This is a genomic window from Martinezella miluonensis (genome assembly GCF_900094545.1).
Lineage (GTDB): Bacteria > Pseudomonadota > Alphaproteobacteria > Rhizobiales > Rhizobiaceae > Rhizobium > Rhizobium miluonense.
The window spans coordinates 31,364-49,710 of the sequence record NZ_FMAH01000018.1; the positions used below are offsets into that span (position 1 = coordinate 31,364).

Annotated in this window: 14 protein-coding genes and 1 pseudogene; 12 read left to right on the forward strand and 3 right to left on the reverse strand. The window is 60.4% G+C overall.

Annotated elements, in window-relative coordinates; translation table 11 throughout:
- The first annotated feature begins 202 nt into the window (after positions 1 to 202).
- The 6 genes from tkt (at position 203) to GA0061102_RS15990 (ending at position 9,341) form a co-directional block, all read left to right on the forward strand.
- Positions 203 to 2,185 (forward strand): transketolase, encoded by a 1,983-nt coding sequence (tkt, locus tag GA0061102_RS15965; protein ID WP_092850603.1) that lies wholly within the window; start codon positions 203 to 205, stop codon positions 2,183 to 2,185.
- 63 nt (positions 2,186 to 2,248) lie between these two features.
- The gene (gene gap, locus GA0061102_RS15970) at positions 2,249 to 3,259 is read left to right on the forward strand and encodes a type I glyceraldehyde-3-phosphate dehydrogenase (RefSeq protein ID WP_092850606.1); all 1,011 of its coding nucleotides are present in this window, start codon (positions 2,249 to 2,251) and stop codon (positions 3,257 to 3,259) included.
- Between the two features lie 499 nt (positions 3,260 to 3,758).
- Positions 3,759 to 5,609 carry a potassium/proton antiporter gene (locus tag GA0061102_RS15975; RefSeq protein ID WP_092850611.1) on the forward strand — a complete coding sequence of 617 codons (1,851 nt, stop codon included), beginning with the start codon at positions 3,759 to 3,761 and terminating at the stop codon, positions 5,607 to 5,609.
- Between the two features lie 72 nt (positions 5,610 to 5,681).
- Entirely contained in the window at positions 5,682 to 6,884 is a 1,203-nt protein-coding gene (locus GA0061102_RS15980; protein ID WP_092850614.1) for a phosphoglycerate kinase, read from the forward strand.
- Between the two features lie 213 nt (positions 6,885 to 7,097).
- Complete coding sequence (locus GA0061102_RS15985; protein ID WP_092850617.1) at positions 7,098 to 8,123, forward strand: class I fructose-bisphosphate aldolase; 1,026 nt, start codon at positions 7,098 to 7,100, stop codon at positions 8,121 to 8,123.
- A gap of 300 nt (positions 8,124 to 8,423) precedes the next feature.
- The gene (locus GA0061102_RS15990; RefSeq protein ID WP_092850623.1) at positions 8,424 to 9,341 is read left to right on the forward strand and encodes a PhzF family phenazine biosynthesis protein; all 918 of its coding nucleotides are present in this window, start codon (positions 8,424 to 8,426) and stop codon (positions 9,339 to 9,341) included.
- 47 nt (positions 9,342 to 9,388) lie between these two features.
- Here the strand turns inward: GA0061102_RS15990 and GA0061102_RS33180 are convergent, their stop codons facing one another.
- The gene (locus GA0061102_RS33180) at positions 9,389 to 9,550 is read right to left on the reverse strand and encodes a hypothetical protein (RefSeq protein WP_092850845.1); all 162 of its coding nucleotides are present in this window, start codon (positions 9,548 to 9,550) and stop codon (positions 9,389 to 9,391) included.
- A gap of 227 nt (positions 9,551 to 9,777) precedes the next feature.
- Here GA0061102_RS33180 and GA0061102_RS16000 point away from each other — a divergent pair, with 227 nt between their 5' ends.
- The 4 genes and pseudogenes from GA0061102_RS16000 to GA0061102_RS16015 all read left to right on the forward strand — a co-directional run bounded on the left by GA0061102_RS16000 (position 9,778) and on the right by GA0061102_RS16015 (position 14,352).
- On the forward strand, positions 9,778 to 11,052 hold the full coding sequence (locus GA0061102_RS16000; protein ID WP_092850846.1) for an MFS transporter: 1,275 nt from the start codon (positions 9,778 to 9,780) through the stop codon (positions 11,050 to 11,052).
- Between the two features lie 27 nt (positions 11,053 to 11,079).
- Positions 11,080 to 11,271, forward strand: a complete 192-nt coding sequence (locus tag GA0061102_RS16005; protein ID WP_092850634.1) for a DUF1192 domain-containing protein — start codon at positions 11,080 to 11,082, stop codon at positions 11,269 to 11,271.
- Between the two features lie 369 nt (positions 11,272 to 11,640).
- Positions 11,641 to 12,156, forward strand: coding sequence for a protease adaptor protein RcdA (gene rcdA / locus GA0061102_RS16010; RefSeq protein WP_004117396.1), 516 nt, complete (start codon positions 11,641 to 11,643; stop codon positions 12,154 to 12,156).
- Positions 12,157 to 12,415: 259 nt separating this feature from the next.
- Positions 12,416 to 14,352 (forward strand): annotated as a pseudogene (locus GA0061102_RS16015) (GTP-binding protein).
- Between the two features lie 157 nt (positions 14,353 to 14,509).
- Here GA0061102_RS16015 and rpmE read toward each other — a convergent pair.
- Positions 14,510 to 14,731, reverse strand: coding sequence for a 50S ribosomal protein L31 (rpmE, locus tag GA0061102_RS16020; RefSeq protein WP_004117397.1), 222 nt, complete (start codon positions 14,729 to 14,731; stop codon positions 14,510 to 14,512).
- Positions 14,732 to 14,905: 174 nt separating this feature from the next.
- Between rpmE and GA0061102_RS16025 the strand changes: the two genes are divergently transcribed.
- Complete coding sequence (locus GA0061102_RS16025) at positions 14,906 to 16,723, forward strand: ABC transporter transmembrane domain-containing protein (RefSeq protein ID WP_425348536.1); 1,818 nt, start codon at positions 14,906 to 14,908, stop codon at positions 16,721 to 16,723.
- Between the two features lie 108 nt (positions 16,724 to 16,831).
- A complete protein-coding gene (locus GA0061102_RS16030) occupies positions 16,832 to 17,020 on the forward strand; it encodes a YegP family protein (protein ID WP_047629082.1) in 189 nt (62 codons plus the stop codon).
- 292 nt (positions 17,021 to 17,312) lie between these two features.
- On the opposite strand, the gene GA0061102_RS16035 is transcribed toward GA0061102_RS16030, so the two are convergent.
- A complete protein-coding gene (locus tag GA0061102_RS16035; protein ID WP_092850646.1) occupies positions 17,313 to 18,344 on the reverse strand; it encodes a peptidoglycan -binding protein in 1,032 nt (343 codons plus the stop codon).
- Positions 18,345 to 18,347 lie beyond the last annotated feature (3 nt).

Consider the following 18,347-nt stretch of genomic DNA (forward strand, 5'->3'; position numbering starts at 1 on the left):
TGTCAAAAAATTGCCGCAGGGACCCTGGATTGAACCGTCGATTTATTGACTTGCTCGCCCCAACTGCTATGTCTCAGCCGCCTGAGGCGACGTTGAAAATGGCGTTCGGAAGAGCGTCTCCCTTTTACCCGCCTTTCAACCGATGGCCCTCCCTCCCAGGCGTGCGGCCATCCCCCGAACCCGGAACACTGCGGAAAAACCCATGAACTCTCGCGAACAACACGACCGGATGGCAAATGCGATCCGTTTCCTTGCCATGGATGCTGTCGAGAAGGCCAATTCCGGTCACCCCGGTTTGCCAATGGGAATGGCTGATGTCGCTACCGTTCTCTTTGGCAAATATCTGCGCTTCGATCCGAAGAACCCCCATTGGCCGGACCGCGACCGTTTCGTCCTGTCGGCTGGCCACGGCTCGATGCTGCTTTATTCGGTTCTCTACCTCACCGGCTATCCGGACATGACGGTCGAGGAGCTGCAGCGCTTCCGCCAGCTCGGTTCCAAGACCGCCGGACATCCGGAATACGGCCACGCCACCGGCATCGAAACCACCACCGGCCCGCTTGGCCAGGGCATTGCCAATGCCGTCGGCATGGCGATCGCCGAGCGCAAGCTGCGCGAGGAGTTCGGCGCAGAGCTTCAGGATCACTACACCTACGCCATGTGCGGCGACGGCTGCCTGATGGAAGGTATCAGCCATGAAGCGATCGCTCTGGCCGGTCACCTCAAGCTCAACAAGCTGATCCTGTTCTGGGACAACAATTCCATCACCATCGACGGCGCCATCTCGCTTTCGGATTCGACCGACCAGGTCGCCCGCTTCAAGGCCGTTCACTGGAACACCATCGAAGTCGACGGCCACGATCAGGCCGCCATCAGTGCCGCTATCGAAGCCGCCCATAAGTCCGACCGCCCGACGTTCATCGCTTGCAAGACCATCATCGGTTTCGGCGCTCCGAACAAGCAGGGCACCCACAAGGTACACGGCTCGCCGCTTGGCGCCGAAGAAATCGCCGCCACCCGCGTCGCACTGGACTGGCCCTACGAGCCCTTCGTCATCCCGAACGGCATTCTCGGTGAATGGCGCGCTGCCGGCGGGCGCTCGGTCAGCACCCGCGAAGCCTGGGAGGGCCGCCTTGCCGGTGCAGAAGCGGGCAAGAAGGCTGAATTCACCCGCCGCTTTGCTCATGAGCTGCCCGCCGGCTTCGACGCCGCCATCAGCGACTACAAGAAGAAGCTTGCCGAAACCAAGCCGACGCTTGCAACCCGCAAGGCATCGGAAGACGCGCTCGAAGTCATCAACGGCTTCATTCCAGAAACGATCGGCGGCTCGGCCGACCTGACGCCGTCGAACAACACCAAGACGAGCCAGATGAAGTCGATCACCCCGACCGACTTCTCCGGCCGTTACATGCACTGGGGTATCCGCGAACACGGCATGGCTGCCGCGATGAACGGCATCTCCCTGCACGGCGGTCTCATCCCCTATAGCGGCGGCTTCCTGATCTTCTCGGACTATTGCCGTCCGCCGCTCCGCCTCGCCGCTCTGATGGGCATCCGTGCCATCCACGTCCTGACGCATGATTCCATCGGCGTCGGCGAAGACGGCCCGACCCACCAGCCGGTCGAGCAGGTCGCCAGCCTGCGTGCCATCCCGAACTTCCAGCTGTTCCGCCCGGCGGACGCAACGGAGACGGCCGAATGCTGGCAGATCGCGATCAAGACGACGAACCGTCCGTCCGGTCTCGCTCTGACCCGCCAGAACCTCTTGGCCGCTCGCACCGAATACAGCGAGAAGAACCTCTGCGAACTCGGCGCCTACACGCTGGCAGGCAATGCCGACGCCAAGGTGACGATCTTCGCTTCGGGCTCCGAAGTCGAACTTGCTGTCGCAGCCCGCACGGCTCTCGAAGGCAAGGGTATTTCCACGCGCGTCGTTTCCGTTCCCTGCACCGAACTCTTCTTCGAGCAGCCGGACGCCTACCGCAAGGAAGTCATCGGCAACTCGCCGGTCAAGGTCGCCGTCGAAGCCGGCGTTCGCGAAGGCTGGGATGCATTCATCGGACCGGAAGGCGCCTTCATCGGCATGAAGAGCTTCGGCGCTTCGGCTCCGTACAAGGACGTCTACAAGCACTTCGGCATCACCACCGAAGCCGTAGTCGCAGCCGCTGAGGCAAAGCTTTCCTGAGGGCGCTGACAAGCGCCCCCAAATCCAATAGATAAACACCCTGAGTGAAAGGGAGTGACATTCATGACTGTAAAAGTAGCCATCAACGGCTTTGGCCGCATCGGCCGTAACGTACTGCGCGCGATCGTCGAATCGGGCCGCACCGACATCGAAGTCGTTGCCATCAACGACCTCGGCCCGGTCGAAACCAACGCGCACCTGCTGCGTTACGATTCTATCCACGGCAAGTTTCCGGCCGAAGTAAAGGTCGAAGGCGACACGATCATCGTTGGCGGCGGTAAGCCGATCAAGGTCACGGCGATCAAGGATCCGGCAACGCTGCCGCATCGCGATCTCGGCGTTGACATCGCGATGGAATGCACCGGCATCTTCACGGCCCGCGACAAGGCCGCCGCTCACCTGACGGCCGGTGCCAAGCGCGTCATCGTTTCGGCTCCTGCTGACGGCGCCGACCTGACCGTCGTTTTCGGCGTCAACCACGACCAGCTCACCAAGGAGCACCTGGTCATCTCCAACGCGTCCTGCACCACGAACTGCCTAGTGCCGGTGGTCAAGGTTCTCGACGACGCCGTCGGCATCGACCACGGCTTCATGACGACCATCCACTCCTACACCGGTGACCAGCCGACGCTCGACACCATGCACAAGGACCTGTACCGCGCCCGCGCCGCAGCCCTGTCCATGATCCCAACCTCGACGGGCGCCGCAAAGGCCGTTGGTCTCGTTCTGCCGCACCTGAAGGGCAAGCTCGACGGCACGTCGATCCGCGTTCCCACGCCGAACGTCTCGGTTGTCGACTTCAAGTTCGTGTCCAAGAAGGCAACGACGGTTGGCGAAATCAACGAAGCCATCAAGGCTGCATCGAACGGCAAGCTGAAGGGCATCCTCGGCTACACCGACGAGCCGCTGGTTTCCCGCGACTTCAACCATGACAGCCACTCGTCGATCTTCGCGACCGACCAGACCAAGGTCATGGAAGGCAACTTCGTGCGCGTCCTGTCCTGGTACGACAACGAATGGGGCTTCTCCAGCCGCATGTCCGACACGGCAGTTGCCTTCGCAAAGCTGATCTGATCCGGGGCTTCACCCCCTTTGCGACGACAGCCCACCGGTGTCGAAGCAAGTTGGATAAAAAGCCTGCGATCATCATCGCAATCGATAAAGCCGGCGGCGCAGTCATCTGCGCCGCCGGCTTTGTTATAGAAGGGGCTCGAAAGCCGATCTTTTGATCGTGCCGCGTCCCCTCGACGGCTACGGCGCGGCGGGTGCCCGCCCCGCATCATCTTAAAAACATTTCGATTTTTTCTGCACTGCCCTGCTATGGTCCAGATTTACCAATAAATTTTGAAACTCGAAGTCTCCCAGGGCGTTCCAAGCCACTTTGCTGTTCTGGCAGAGTGCATCACACCATGACGTTGCAGTCGTCGGAAAGAGTTTCAATGCGTAGACTCTCCTCCGAGCGATTTCCGTGTTTGCCAATTTGCCCGGCGCGGCGGCATGATGGAAACTGGAGAGATTTTCAAGATTCCGGGCTTTTGGCCCCAGCAGCGGCGCACGGAAAGGGAAAGAAAAGGTGGAGGCATTTTACGTCATCGTGCTGATCAGCACGGTCCTTATTCTCATTGCGGCCTTCTCCAGCCTTATTGCCTTCCGTTTCGGCGCCCCCCTGCTTCTGCTCTTCCTGATGATCGGCCTTGCCGCCGGCACGGATGGGCTCGGCATCGAATTCTCCAACAATTATCTCGCCTATATTCTCGGCTCGCTGGCGCTTGCCATCATCCTCTTCGATTCAGGCTACGGCACGCCGATCCAGGCCTTCAAGCTTGCCGCCGCACCGGCGCTGACCATTGCCTCCGTCGGCGTCATCGTGACGGCTGCGCTGTTCGGCCTTGCCTCCACCTGGCTCCTCGGCTTCACTTGGCTGCAGGGTCTACTGCTCGGCTCCATCGTCGCCTCGACGGATGCGGCCGCCGTCTTCTTCCTGCTGCGCATCGGTGGCATCAATATCCGCGACAAGGTGCGCTCGACGCTGGAAGTCGAATCCGGCACCAACGACCCGATGGCGATCTTCCTGACGCTTGCCTTGGTCGAGCTGCTGGCAAGCGGCGAAGGCTATGCGGGCATCAACATCGCCATGCTGGCGACCTTCATCAAGCAGATGGGCCTCGGCGTCATCCTCGGCCTGTTCGGCGGCATGATGATCGTTCTCATCGTCAGCCGGCTGGAGACCGATCGCGGCCTGACACCGATCTTCGTGCTGGCGCTGGCCCTGCTCGTCTTCTCCTTCACGGGCGCCGTCGGCGGCAGCGGCTTCCTCGCCGTTTATGTCGCCGGCATCTATGCCGGCAATCGCAGAATGCCCGCCTCGGCCTCGATCAAGCGCTTCCAGGACGGCATGACCTGGCTGGCGCAGATCATCATGTTCCTCGTTCTTGGCCTGCTCGCCACACCATCGGAATTTCCCGCCATCGCCATTCCGGCCGTGGCGCTGGCGCTATTCCTGATTTTCATCGCCCGCCCGATCGCCGTATGGCTCTGCCTGCTGCCCTTCGATTACACTCAGCGCGAAACCGGCTTCGTCGCCTGGGTCGGCCTGCGTGGCGCAGTCTCCATCCTGCTTGCCATCATGCCGATCCTCGGTAACCTCCAATCGGGCCAGACCTATTTCAACGTCGCTTTCATCGTCGTGCTGGTGTCGCTGCTCGTGCAGGGCTGGACCATCAAGCCGATGGCGCGGCGCCTCGGCCTCATCGTTCCCCCGCGCATGGGGGCGATCGACAAAGTCGAAGTCGATCTGCCGGGCACCGTCAATCACGAACTCCTCACCTACCGCGTCGTGAAGGACAGTCCGGTCTTGCGCGGCGAACGCATTCCTCGTTGGGCCATGCCCTCGCTTGTCGTGCGCGACGGCAAATCCATGCGTTATCAATATGCCGGCCGCCTGCGCGAACACGATATCGTCTATCTCTTCGTTTCGCCCAATTATTCTCGCCTGCTCGACCGCCTCTTCGCCAGCCGCGCGCCGGTCGATCCGGATGATGCCGAATTCTTCGGTGCTTTCTCGATCTCGCCGCTGCGCCCGGCTGCCGATCTCGATGCAGCCTACGGACCGGGGCTGCTGAGCGAACAGGAGAAGGGTTTGACCATCGCCGAGCTCATGCGCCACCGCTTGGGCGGCAAGGCCGACTATGCGGATCGCGTTCGTCTGGGCGAGATCATCCTCATCGTCCGCGATCTCGACGAGAACGACCATATCCAGTCCGTCGGCATGTCGCTCGAAGCGGTGGAACCACCCAGCCTCCTGCCGATCTTCATCAATCTCCACGATATTTTCAACAGCATCCGCGCCTACCTGCAGAAGCGCCGTGAGCGCACGCATGAAGCCGTTTCAAGCGATTCGACGACGGGCAAAAACGACGCCTGAATGCCTTGCGTCTCCGATCATCCGTAGTATGGTCTGCGCGCTTCACGCCACCAACAATATTGGATCCTCCCCATGGCAGCCTTCAAAACTCTCGACAATCTCACCGACATTACCGGCAAGCGCGTGCTCGTACGCGTCGACCTCAACGTGCCGGTCAAGGATGGCAAGGTCACCGATGCGACCCGCATCGAACGTGTCGCTCCGACGATTCTCGAACTGTCCGAAAAAGGCGCCAAGGTCATCCTGCTTGCTCATTTCGGCCGCCCAAAGGATGGCCCCTCCCCGGAGCTTTCCCTCGGCCTCATCGTACCAGCCGTCGAGGAAGTCCTGGATCATGCCGTTCTCTTCGCCTCCGACTGCATCGGCGCGGCAGCAGTCGAGGCCGTTGCCAAGATGAACGATGGCGACATCCTGCTGCTTGAAAACACCCGCTTCCACAAGGAAGAAGAAAAGAACGACGCAGCCTTCACCAAGGCGCTCGCCGCCAATGGCGATATCTACGTCAACGACGCCTTCTCGGCCGCCCATCGCGCGCATGCCTCCACCGAGGGCCTCGCCCACCTGCTGCCGGCCTACGCGGGCCGCACGATGCAGGCAGAGCTTGAAGCCCTGGAAAAGGGTCTGGGCAATCCGGTCCGTCCGGTGGTCGCCATCGTCGGCGGCGCCAAGGTCTCCACCAAGATCGATCTTCTGATGAACCTGGTGAAGAGGGTCGATGCGCTTGTCATCGGCGGCGGCATGGCCAACACTTTCCTCGCCGCCCGCGGCACCAATGTCGGCAAGTCGCTCTGCGAGCATGATCTCGCCGACACCGCCAAGCAGATCATGATCGAGGCTGCCGCATCCGGCTGCGCGATCGTCCTGCCGGAAGACGGTGTCGTCGCCCGCGAGTTCAAGGCCGGCGCCGACAACGAAGTCGTTGCCATCGAGGCTATCCCGGCTGATGCCATGGTGCTCGATGTCGGTCCCAAGTCGGTCGAAGCTGTCAAGAATTGGATCGGTCGCGCCACCACCCTGGTCTGGAACGGCCCGCTCGGCGCCTTCGAAATCACGCCCTTCGATACCGCAACCGTCGCAGCTGCCAAATATGCCGCTGAATGCACCAAGGCCGGCAAGCTGACCTCCGTTGCCGGCGGTGGCGACACGGTCTCTGCGCTCAACCATGCCGGCGTTGCCGATGACTTCACCTACGTCTCGACAGCTGGCGGCGCCTTCCTCGAATGGATGGAAGGTAAGGTCCTCCCGGGCGTTGCCGTCCTGCAGGCCAGCAAATAAGAAAACCGCTTCGTAGTGATTGATGGAAGCCGCGAAAGCTAAACCTTTCGCGGCTTTTCCATGAATGCTAGGATAGCTTGAAAGACTTTCAAACGGTTGAAATCATTTCAATCGTTTCAATTAGTTAGCCTGCCATTTCCCTCCTTCTACACTTCTGTTATCGCCGATCTATATTGATCTTGTCGCCGACTGAAATCGCCTTGGAGAAACAAAATGAGCGAACGAATTGAAGACATTGCCGTAAAAATGGTTGCTGGTGGCAAGGGCCTCCTGGCGGCGGACGAATCCACCGCCACGATCAAGAAGCGCTTCGACACCATCTCTCTCGTTTCCACGGAAGAGAGCCGCCGCGACTATCGCGAAATGCTCTTCCGCTCCGACGACGCAATGAGGAAGTACATCTCCGGCGTCATCCTTTATGAAGAAACCCTTTTCCAGAAGGCCGCGGACGGCACGCCCTTCGTCGACGTCATCAAAGCTGCAGACAGCATTCCCGGCATCAAAGTCGACCTCGGCGCCAAGCCGATGGCCGGCTTCCCCGGCGAAACCATCACCGAAGGTCTCGATGGCCTCGCCGATCGTCTGGCGAAATATTATGAAGCCGGTGCCCGTTTCGCCAAATGGCGCGGCGTGATCGCCATCTCCGACAAGCTGCCGACCTTCGGCGCCATCAAGGCCAACGCCCACGCGCTCGCCCGCTATGCCGCGCTCTGCCAGCAGGCCAAGATCGTTCCAATCGTCGAGCCGGAAGTGCTGATGGACGGCGAACCCGGCACGCATGACATCGACCGCAGCGAAGAAGTCACCCGCTGGACGCTTCAGATCGCCTTCCAGGAACTCGCCGAAGCCCGCGTCAACCTCGAAGGCATGATCCTGAAGCCGAGCATGGTCATCGACGGCAAGAAGGTCCGCAAGGCCTCCGTCGAGCAGGTCGCCGAGCGCACCGTCAGGGTTCTGAAGGAAACCGTGCCTTCCGCCGTTCCGGGCATCGCTTTCCTCTCCGGCGGCCAGTCCACCGAAGAAGCAACGGCCCATCTCTCCGCTATCAACTCCGGTCATGATCTGCCCTGGCACGTCACCTTCTCCTACGGCCGCGCCCTGCAGGACAGCTCGCTGAAGGCATGGGGCGGCAAGCCCGAGAATGTCGCCGCCGGCCAGCGCGCCTTCACTCATCGCGCCGAGATGAACTATCTCGCCGCCAAGGGCAGCTGGACGAAGGATCGCGAACAGGCCGCCTGATCTGATTTTGCGGTTTGAGTAAACGGGAAGTCCCCATCGCGATGCGGTGGGGGCTTTTTGTTTGTGCCAGTGGCAGTTTGCCTCGAAAGCCTCTCATTCGAGGCATCCATCCAGCCGTTTAACCAGACGAGAAGACAGAGTTCGTCCCCTCTCCTTGTCAAAAACGGGAGAGGGCGATGGTGTGAGGCGCTCCTCGGAACGAGCCAATTGTGAAGTTGTCACCAGCACAAGTTCGCGCTTTAAGCGATGATCGGGCAGCCGCTATATCCCGGTGAACTTATGACAGCACCAGGAGCCGCCATGAACACCGTTGCCTATGTTACCGTCGATGTCTTCACCTCGGAACGCTTCGTCGGCAATCCGCTTGCCGTCATACCCGATGCCCGCGGCCTGAGCAGCGATGCGATGCAGAAGATCGCGACCGAGTTCAATTATTCGGAAACGACCTTCGTGCTGCCGCCGGAAAATCCCGATCACAGCGCGCGCGTCCGCATCTTCACGCCAACGGCGGAAATCCCATTCGCCGGCCACCCCAATGTCGGCACCGCTTTCGCCCTCGGCCGGCAACGAGAAATCTTCGGAAAGCCCGTGGGCGATAGGCTGACCTTCGAGGAAGAGGCCGGCCTGGTGGAAGTAACGTTGCTGCGCAAAGGCGGCGACATCACGGGCGCGAGCATTCGCGCGCCGGGAAGTCTCACGGTCGGGGAGGCAGTTGCCGACGAGCTGATTGCACGCTGCGTGCAGATCGATCCGCTTTCGATCCGCCGCACACCGCATGCCCCGATCTTTGCGTCCGTCGGCCTGCCTTTCGCCTTCGCGGAGCTGGATAGTCTCGAAACGCTCGGAAAAGCATGGCCGAATGCCGCGGTTTTTGCTGAAGCGGCGGCGCGGCACAAGGAAGATAAGACCGGCTTCTCGCTCTTTCTCTACGTGCGCTCTACCGAAAACCCCTGGCATATCCGCGCCCGCATGTTTGCACCCCTCGACAATGTGACGGAAGATCCGGCGACCGGCAGCGCCTCTGCCGCACTCGGCGCCTATCTCACCTCGCTACTGCCGGCGCAGGACGCGGAGGTAAAAATCACCATCGAGCAGGGCGTAGAGATGGGCAGGCGCAGCGTGATCGGCGTCGAGGTCAGGAAAACTGCCGGCGTGGTAAACGAAGTCCTCCTGAGCGGCAGCAGCGTCCACGTCATGCGCGGGGAAATCCTGCTCTGAAAGAAGGTGCGGCGTCCTGAAAGGGCCGATATCCGGCCCAAAACGCCTTAAAGCGTCTCGTTGATGACCAGCGCGATTGCCCAGGCAACGAAGGCGATGATGGCGATCTTCCAGAAATCGCCCCGGCGCTTGAGACCTGGCAGCCCCAAAGGCTTGATCAGCTGCACCGCCATGGCGAGCAGCAGCAGCACCCCGATGGCTTTTGTCACGCTATTTTTCCCCGTTTGCGCAAGAATGAGCATGGCCGCGACCAAAAACCGCTGCGCGGTTTTCGCGATCATGCTCTAATCGTCATAGGACGGACATTTTTCCGCGCCAACAGACTGTTTCTACACGCCGATAGCGGCAATCCGGGACACAATCAATAGTGAATGCGGGCAGGAAGGAATTCCTGTCTTATCGGCTCCTTAAGCGGGGCCGCATGAAGGTGAGGAGCATGAAAAGAAATATTTTGCCCGTATTGGCCTTGCTGTTCGGTACGCTTTTCCTGTTTACGGGAAACGGCCTGCATAGCCTCTTGCTGCCGGTGCGTGGCACGGCGGAAGGCTATGCAACCACGACGCTCGGTCTGCTCGGCACGACCTGGGCCACAGGTTTCGTCCTCGGCTGCCTGACTGCTCCGAAGCTGGTCAGACGCATCGGCCATGTTCGTGCCTTTTCGGGCTTCATCTCCGTCATCGCCATCATAGCGCTGTTGACCGGTATCATCGTTGACCCGATCTGGTGGGTGGCGCTGCGCGCCGTGACCGGTTTCTGCACGGCCGGCACCTCGATGATCATCGAAAGTTGGCTCAACGAGCGCGCCACCAATGAGAGCCGCGGCGCGATCTTCTCGCTCTATATCGGCATCACCCTCATCGGCGCGGTCGCCGGCCAGATGATGGTACCCTTCGCCGATATCCACACGCCCATTCTCTTCATGATGTGCGGCATCTGCTATTGCGTCGCCATGCTGCCGACCACCCTGTCGACTGCCGCCTCTCCGCAGCCGCTCAAGGCCGTCAGCCTCGACCTGAAGGCGCTCTACCGCAATTCGCCGGTGGCCTCGCTTGGTATCCTGCTGGTTGGCATCGCCAACGGCGCATACGGCACGCTCGGCGCCGTCTTCGGCGCCAATGCCGGCCTTTCCCAGAGCGATATCGCGCTGATGATGAGCTTGACCATCTTTGCCGGCGCCGTCATGCAGCTGCCGGCCGGCCGACTTTCGGATCGCATCGACCGCCGCTACGTGTTGGCGGGCATGGCAGCCGTCGCGGCCGTGGATGGCCTGCTGCTTTTCCTGCTGCAGCCCGGCAGCCCTTATTTCCTCATCAGCATGGTGGTGATCTACGGCGCCTTCGCCAACACGCTCTACCCGATCGCCGTCGCCCATGCCAACGACTTCGCCGCGCCGGAGGATTTCGTCAAAGTTTCCGGCGGCCTGCTGCTGCTCTACGGCATCGGCACGATCATCGGCCCGACGATCGGCGGCCCGGTCATGTCTTCCGTCGGTCCCTACTCCCTCTTCTTCCTAACAGCTCTCGCCCATGTACTGATCACGTCCTATTCCATCTTCCGCAGCCGCCGCCGCGCCGCCAAACCCGCAGGCGATCGCGACGCCTATACGACTATGCCGTCCGCCAATGCGCAGATGATCACACCCGAGAGCATGGCGCTTGCACGAAGCGAGACTTCAAAAAAGGACGATATATCTATAAATTACGGTACCTGATCCCTTTAAGGGAAAGGAGGAGCCGAAATGAGCATATTCGACGACGATCGTCGGCAGCAGCCATCGGCGCATGAAATCGGCAGCGACTTGTCGCTGCTGTCGGTCGACGAGCTGAAAAACCGCATAGCCTTGCTCAAGAGCGAGATCACCAGGTTGGAAGAAGAGATCGCCGCTAAGGCATCCGGCCGCGAAGCGGCGGAAAGCCTCTTCCGTTTTTGAAAAGAGTGCCCGGCGCAAAACCTGGGGTGGCAAGTGTAACATTGAGACATGCTCAACAGAATGTTAAGCTTTACGACATATTACTATGATCATCCAGATTCGCTCTGGACTCAGACGATTCCTCGACTTGGCGAATTGGTCTGATTTTTCTCCCTGTTTTACCTTGAGAGCCGCTTTTGCGGCTCTTCTTTTTTGCCATGTATCGTCCTCCCCGACGAAACTGTGGAGATTAACCCTTTCTTAAGAATCGCCTTGCGAATTTCAGTTAAAACTACCATCTTAAAGTCATAAAAGCGGATGCCGAAAGCTCTTAGGGACTTGACCGGCTTTTCCTGAACAAAAGTGTTGCGTGAAGCAGGGATTTATTCGATGTCGGAACTTGGGTTGAACACGATCAGCTTTGCTGGCCACGCAGCATCGTCGGCACAGTTCAGAGCGCTGTATTCAGAAGGCATGTCGCTGGTTGAGGAAACCGCCGGTTATCTCGACGGACAGGGCCGCGCCGCTTCCAAGGTTCTGCCGCGGATGGCCTCCGTACTCTACGCCGCCGAATCCATGCGGCTGACGACCCGCCTCATGCAGATGGCTTCCTGGCTGCTGCTACAGCGCGCTGTCAACAACGGCGAAATGTCCCGCGACCAGGTTCTCGCAGAAAAGAACAAGGTTCGGCTCGACGGCTTCAACGTCGACCGCACCGCCCCCGGCTGGAACGATCTGCCGGAATCCTTCCGTGACCTCGTCGAGCGCTCCCTTCGGCTTCAGAACCGCGTCGCCCTGCTCGACCGCGAGATCTACCGCCCGACCGAGCCTGCGATCGTTCCGGACAATCAGAACAGCGTCAAGGCGCAGCTCACCCTGCTGCAGACTGCCTTCGGCAACAACTGAGCTGATCGCAACATCGATGACGGATTTCAACCGGCTGCGCCTCGCGCGGCCGGTTTTGCTTTGTCGTCGCTCCACGGCCGACCCCAGGTGGCGACAGGCGCGCTTGACGAATTTCGCAAAGCAACTGTAAAAGTGTCCCTGCGTGTTCTCTCAACCTTAGAGAGCCGCGCGAGCTGATATCAAATGTGCCTGGAGGTCCCAATGCGCCGACTCACTTCTCACGAAAATCAAATCCGAAATTCTGAGAAGATGATAGAACATGCGCACTTTGAATTTGGGCATACTGGCCCACGTAGATGCAGGCAAGACTAGCCTTACGGAGCGACTCCTTTTTGACGTAGGCGTAATCGACAAGCTCGGCAGCGTCGATGGCGGCAATACCCAGACCGATAGTCTCGATCTCGAACGGCAGCGTGAATCACCATCGCGACCGCAGTGGTGTCGTTTACCATCGGCGATCTGGTAGTAAATCTCATCGACACGCCCGGTCACCCCGACTTCATCGCCGAGGTCGAGCGTGTCCTGCAATTGCTGGATGCGGCGATCGTCGTCGTCTCGGCCGTTGAAGGCGTGCAGCCTCAAACCCGCGTGCTGGTCCGTGCCCTGAGACAGCTCGGCGTCCCCTTTCTGTTCTTCATAAACAAGATCGACCGCCTCGGCGCACGCTATGAGGAAGTCCTTCAGGAGATTGCGAGCCAGTTATGCACGCATCCGATCGCAATGTCGCTCATCCACGATGCCGGCAGCAAGCTCGCCAAAGTCGAGGCTGCCGACACGGCGAAAGAGCCCCATCTCGGTGCTATTTGTGAGGCACTTGCGGCCGGCGACGAAGGGATAATGGACGACTACATTCTAGCGCCCGACCGACTAACTCCCCAAAGGCTCGAACACGCTCTCGCAGATCAGGTGGCGAGAGGCCTGATACATCCGGCCTTTGCCGGCGTGGCCATGAGCGGCGCAGGGGTCCCTGCCCTGATATCGGCGATAAAAACCCTATTGCCGAGCCGCCGGCCGGATCCCGATGGGCCGGTCAGCGGCAAGATCTTCAAGATCGAACGCGGATGGGGCGGCGAAAAACTGGCATATCTATGCGTTACGTCGGGTACGATCACGGTCCGGGATTACCTCGATCTGCCGAAAGGTCCCGCGAAGGTGAGCAGCATCCAACTTTTCGATGACGGTCATGTCGACAAGGTCACACGGGTCGGTGCGGGGCGGATTGCCAAGATTGGCGGGCTGGCCGGTGCGCGGATCGGCGATTCGATCGGTGGCGAAAACTCCACGCGCGGCAATCTCCATTTCCAGCCGCCGACGCTGGAAACCAGAGTTCGCCCATCCCGCCCCGCCGACAATGCGGCGCTATGGCTGGCGCTCATGCAACTGTCCGATCAGGATCCGCTCATCAATTTGCGCACCAACGAGGGCGCGACCGAGATATTCGTCTCGCTCTATGGGGAGGTGCAAAAGGAAGTCATCCAGGCAACTCTGGCCAACGATTTCGGGCTGGAGGCGCTTTTCGAGGAAAGCACGATCATCCATGCCGAACGCCCGATCGGCATCGGCGGCGCGATCGAGATCATATTCAAGGAGCCCAATCCCTTTCTCGCGACAGTCGGCCTGCGTGTTGAACCAAGGCCGCCGGGAGCAGGAAACCGTTTCGCATTTGAGGTTGACATCGGGCAGATGCCGGCAAGCTTCTATCGTGCCGTCGAGGAGACAGTCTTCGAAACGCTGAAAGAGGGCATCTTCGGCTGGCAGGTCATCGATTGCCATGTTGCCATGACCGCGGCGCGCCAAAGCTCGCCGGCAACCACGGCCGTCGATTTTCGCAGGCTGACGCCGCTGGTATTGGCCGCCGCCCTCACATCGGCGCAAACGGTGGTATGCGAACCGATCGATCGCTTCCAACTCGAAGTGCCGACGGCGGCGTTGACCGGAATACTTACCTTGCTGGCGAAATCAGGCGCATCGACCAGGGAGTCCGTCATTACAGCCGGCATCGCCCGACTCGAGGGTACGGTCGCTTCGGCGCTGATCCAGGGGATTCAAAAGCAGCTTCCCGGACTGACAAGCGGCGCTGGCGTGCTGGATCACACTTTCGATCACTATGCGCCGATCGAAGGTTCGCCGCCCCTGCGCCAGCGCGCAAGCGCCAATCCGTTCGACCGCGCCGATTACCTGCAGCGGATACGCTGACCGGGTGCAGCGGCAACAGCCGCGGGGTAGCTCTCGACGATGGCGATACGTCCGAAGGCTGCCCCACTAATGACCTGCCGCAGGCATCCAGCGATTCACGCAATAAAAAAGCCCGGCAAAACCGGGCTTTTTTTCAAAACATCGAATCGCGAAGCGATTAGATGCCGAGACCGCCGAAGCGCTTGTTGAACTTCGAAACGCGGCCGGCGCGGTCGAGCATCTGCTGGTTGCCGCCGGTCCAGGCCGGGTGGGACTTGCTGTCGATTTCGAGGTTCATGACAGCGCCTTCAGAACCCCAGGTCGAGCGGGTTTCGTATTCGGTGCCGTCGGTCATGACTACCTTGATGGTGTGGTAGTCGGGATGGATGTTCGCCTTCATAACAATCTTCCTGTCATGGCAGGGTCCATTTGTCGCAAGGCATTGCGGCAACCGAACCGATTGAATAAATGAAGCCGCAGTCCGGTTAGGCCACGGCTTCCAATTAAGATGGCGTGCCTATACATGAAGGCGACAGGGATAACAAGGGGCCAAAACGTCAAGTCCCTTGCTGATATGGGGATTGGAGACGACTTGTCGGAAATTGGCCAGGCAGACGAAAAGAGAAACAGATCAATCCGACCCCTTGGACGACTGACTCCTTATCTCAAGCGGTATCGGGGCATGGTCGCAGGAGCGATCGTCTCCCTCGTCGTTGCCGCAGTCACATCCCTCACCCTACCGATCGCCGTACGCCGCATGATCGATCACGGCTTCGATCAGGCCGACCGCGGCCTCATCGACAGCTATTTCATCGCAATGATGATCATGGCCCTGATCCTGGCCGCCGCGAGTGCGCTGCGCTACTACTTCGTCATCACGATCGGCGAGCGCATCGTTTCCGATATGCGCCGCGAAGTCTTCGACCACGTCACGCGGCTGTCGCCCTCCTTCTTCGATGTCAACCAGTCCGGTGAGATCGTCTCTCGCCTGACGGCCGACACCACACAGATCAAATCGGCGGTTGGCGCGACTGCGTCGGTAGCACTGCGCAACCTCATTCTCTGTCTCGGTGCTATGGTGATGATGATCATCACGAGCCCGAAGCTGTCGAGCATCGTGCTGATCGCAATACCCATCATCGTGTTGCCGCTGTTCAGTTTCGGCCGCTCTGTGCGCAAGCGGTCCCGCGCTGCGCAGGACAGGCTGGCCAACGCATCGGCCTATGCCAACGAAACCATCGCCGCCAGCCGCACGATCCAGTCCTATAACGGCGAGGAAGCCGCCTCTCGGCATTACGGCGCGGCCGTCGAAGATGCCTATCAGGCGGCGCGCGCAGCGATCAAATCCCGTTCGATGCTGACGGGCTTTGCGATTGCCATGGTCTTCGGCAGCATCGTCGCCGTTCTCTGGGTCGGCGCGCAGAACGTGCTCGCCGGCACCATGTCGGCGGGGACGCTCGGCCAGTTCCTGCTCTACTCGGTCATCGCCGGCTCTTCGCTCGGCTCGCTATCGGAAGTCTGGGGCGAGCTGTCGCAGGCAGCCGGCGCTGCCGACCGTCTTGGCGAACTCCTTGCGGAGGTATCGCCGATAACGGTGCCGGCCAATCCCGTAACCTTGCCGCAACCCCAAGGCCGGGTCGATTTTTCGGACGTCCGTTTCTTCTATCCGTCGCGGCCCGGCAGATCGGCCCTGCACGGGCTGTCCTTCTCGGTCAAACCAGGCGAGACGGTTGCGATCGTCGGCGCATCCGGCGCCGGCAAGAGCACCATCTTCTCGCTGCTGCTGCGCTTCTACGACCCGCAGCAGGGCAGCGTCGCCGTCGATGGCGTCGATATCAGCCACGTTCTGCCGGAGGCGTTGCGCGAACGCATTGCCATCGTGCCTCAGGACACGACGATCTTCGCCGCCTCGATCCACGACAATATCGCCTTCGGCCGTCCGGGCGCTTCCCGCGACGAGGTACGCGCCGCCGCGATCGCCGCACAGGCCGACGAGTTCATCTCGCGCCTGGAGCAGGGCTACGACACGCAGGTGGGCGAGCGTGGCGTGACGCTTTCCGGCGGCCAGCGCCAGCGCATCGCCATTGCCCGCGCCATCCTGAAGAATGCACCGATCCTGCTGCTCGACGAAGCGACTTCCGCTCTCGACGCCGAAAGCGAAACCCTCGTTCAGAAGGCGCTCGAAGGCCTGATGGAGGCACGGACCACGCTCGTCATCGCCCATCGTCTGGCAACCGTGCTCAAGGCAGATCGCATTCTCGTGCTGGATCAGGGCCGCATCGTAGAGGAAGGCACGCACCAGAGCCTGATCCACCATGGCGGCATCTATGCCAAGCTCGCCCGCCTGCAGTTCGATGCCGGAATAGAGCAGCGCATGCTCATCGCAAAGTAGCGCGAACCGGGTCAAGTCGAGCCGCATACAACCATGTAGAAATGACGTCGAAGTTGAGCTAGATTTTCAGCGTTATCCACGCTGACGCGATTCTAGGAGACGAGAACGATGTATAAATTTGAAGTCTACAAGGACAAAGCCGGCGAGTTTCGCTTCCGCTTCAAAGCCTCGAACGGCGAAATCATGTTCGGATCCGAAGGCTACAAGGCGAAGGCTTCGGCCCTGCATGCCATCGAGTCGATCAAGGCTCACGTTGGCGGCGCCGCCATCGACGATCAGACCACGGCTACCGCCTGAGACTTCGCGTCAAGCCTTTATTGCAAAGACCGGCCGGCCACCCTTTGGTGCGCCGGCCGTTTTGTTTGTCCGGCGACAGATTTAGAGCGTTTCCAGGAATGGTACGCAGCGGTTTTCGGTCCGGAATGCGTAAAGAAACAAGAAGATAGAGCGTTTTCGCGATTCGAGGAAAAACGGAAATGCTCTAGGAAAAGTCCCCCGCGCCCACCGGCTTCGACACTGGCTCGCCTCACCGGCTTCCGTCAATGAGATAAGATCGGAGTTGCAGTCGCGCCCCCGGAGCGCTGACGGATTATTTCTCCGTCAGCTTCAGCTCGATCCGCCGGTTGGTGGCGCGAGCTTCCGGCGTATCGCCGGGTGCGATCGGCTGGAATTCACCGAAACCGGCGGCAACAAGCCTGTCGGAAGGAACACCCTGCGCGATCAGGAACTTGACGACGGCGATGGCGCGCGCCGACGATAGCGCCCAGTTGTCCGCATAGCGGCCATTGCCGGAGAGCGGCACATTGTCTGTATGACCGTCGACACGCAGCACCCAATTGATCTCCGGCGGGATTTCCTTGGCAAGATCGATCAATGCTGCCGCCAGCTTGGTCATTTCCGCCTGGCCGGCCGGATTGAGATCTGCGGCACCCGACGGAAACAACACTTCGGACTGGAAGACGAAACGGTCGCCGACGATGCGGATATTGTCGCGGTCCGAAAGAATTTCACGCAACCGGCCGAAGAAATCGGAGCGATAGCGGTTCAGTTCCTGCACCCGCTGGGCCAGCGCCACGTTCAGCCGCCGACCGAGATCGGCGATCTTGACTTGCGACGACTGATCCTTGGCCTCGGATGCTTGAAGCGCGGCCTCCACCGCAGCGATCTGGCTGCGCAGAGCGGCAATCTGCTGATTGAGGAGATCGACCTGGCTGAGTGCTCGAACACTTGCCTGCTTCTGCTCGTCAAGCTGCTGCGTCAGCGTGCCGACGCGTGTCTCTGCGGCCTGGCTGTTGCCGGAGCCTGCCGTAAGCAGTGCCTGCAGGCGCGAGCGTTCGCTCTCCGCTGAGGAAAGGGAAGCCTGCAGGTTGGCAACACTATCCTCGAGATCCTGCTTGCCGTTCTTCTCCAGCGCAAGCTGCTCGACCAGATCGTTGATGCGGCTGTTGAGGCGGTTGAGCACCTCGTCACGCCCCGAGATTTCACGGCTGAGAATAAACTGGCCGACGACGAAGACCGTCAGCAGGAACATGATGGCCATCAGCAGCGTCGACAACGCATCGACAAAGCCAGGCCAATAATCGACGGTTCGCTGGTGACGTCGGTTGCGGGCGAGCGCCATGGA

What these genes read in the sequence shown, in the direction of transcription:
- rcdA (WP_004117396.1), top strand. Translation starts at nt 11,641, where the DNA reads ATGTCGGAACTTGGGTTGAACACGATCAGCTTTGCTGGCCACGCAGCA.
- GA0061102_RS16005 (WP_092850634.1), top strand. Translation starts at nt 11,080, where the DNA reads ATGAGCATATTCGACGACGATCGTCGGCAGCAGCCATCGGCGCATGAA.
- GA0061102_RS16035 (WP_092850646.1), bottom strand. Translation starts at nt 18,344, where the DNA reads ATGGCGCTCGCCCGCAACCGACGTCACCAGCGAACCGTCGATTATTGG.
- GA0061102_RS16025 (WP_425348536.1), top strand. Translation starts at nt 14,906, where the DNA reads ATGGGGATTGGAGACGACTTGTCGGAAATTGGCCAGGCAGACGAAAAG.
- GA0061102_RS15980 (WP_092850614.1), top strand. Translation starts at nt 5,682, where the DNA reads ATGGCAGCCTTCAAAACTCTCGACAATCTCACCGACATTACCGGCAAG.
- GA0061102_RS15990 (WP_092850623.1), top strand. Translation starts at nt 8,424, where the DNA reads ATGAACACCGTTGCCTATGTTACCGTCGATGTCTTCACCTCGGAACGC.
- GA0061102_RS16030 (WP_047629082.1), top strand. Translation starts at nt 16,832, where the DNA reads ATGTATAAATTTGAAGTCTACAAGGACAAAGCCGGCGAGTTTCGCTTC.
- GA0061102_RS15985 (WP_092850617.1), top strand. Translation starts at nt 7,098, where the DNA reads ATGAGCGAACGAATTGAAGACATTGCCGTAAAAATGGTTGCTGGTGGC.
- GA0061102_RS16000 (WP_092850846.1), top strand. Translation starts at nt 9,778, where the DNA reads ATGAAAAGAAATATTTTGCCCGTATTGGCCTTGCTGTTCGGTACGCTT.
- rpmE (WP_004117397.1), bottom strand. Translation starts at nt 14,731, where the DNA reads ATGAAGGCGAACATCCATCCCGACTACCACACCATCAAGGTAGTCATG.
- gap (WP_092850606.1), top strand. Translation starts at nt 2,249, where the DNA reads ATGACTGTAAAAGTAGCCATCAACGGCTTTGGCCGCATCGGCCGTAAC.
- tkt (WP_092850603.1), top strand. Translation starts at nt 203, where the DNA reads ATGAACTCTCGCGAACAACACGACCGGATGGCAAATGCGATCCGTTTC.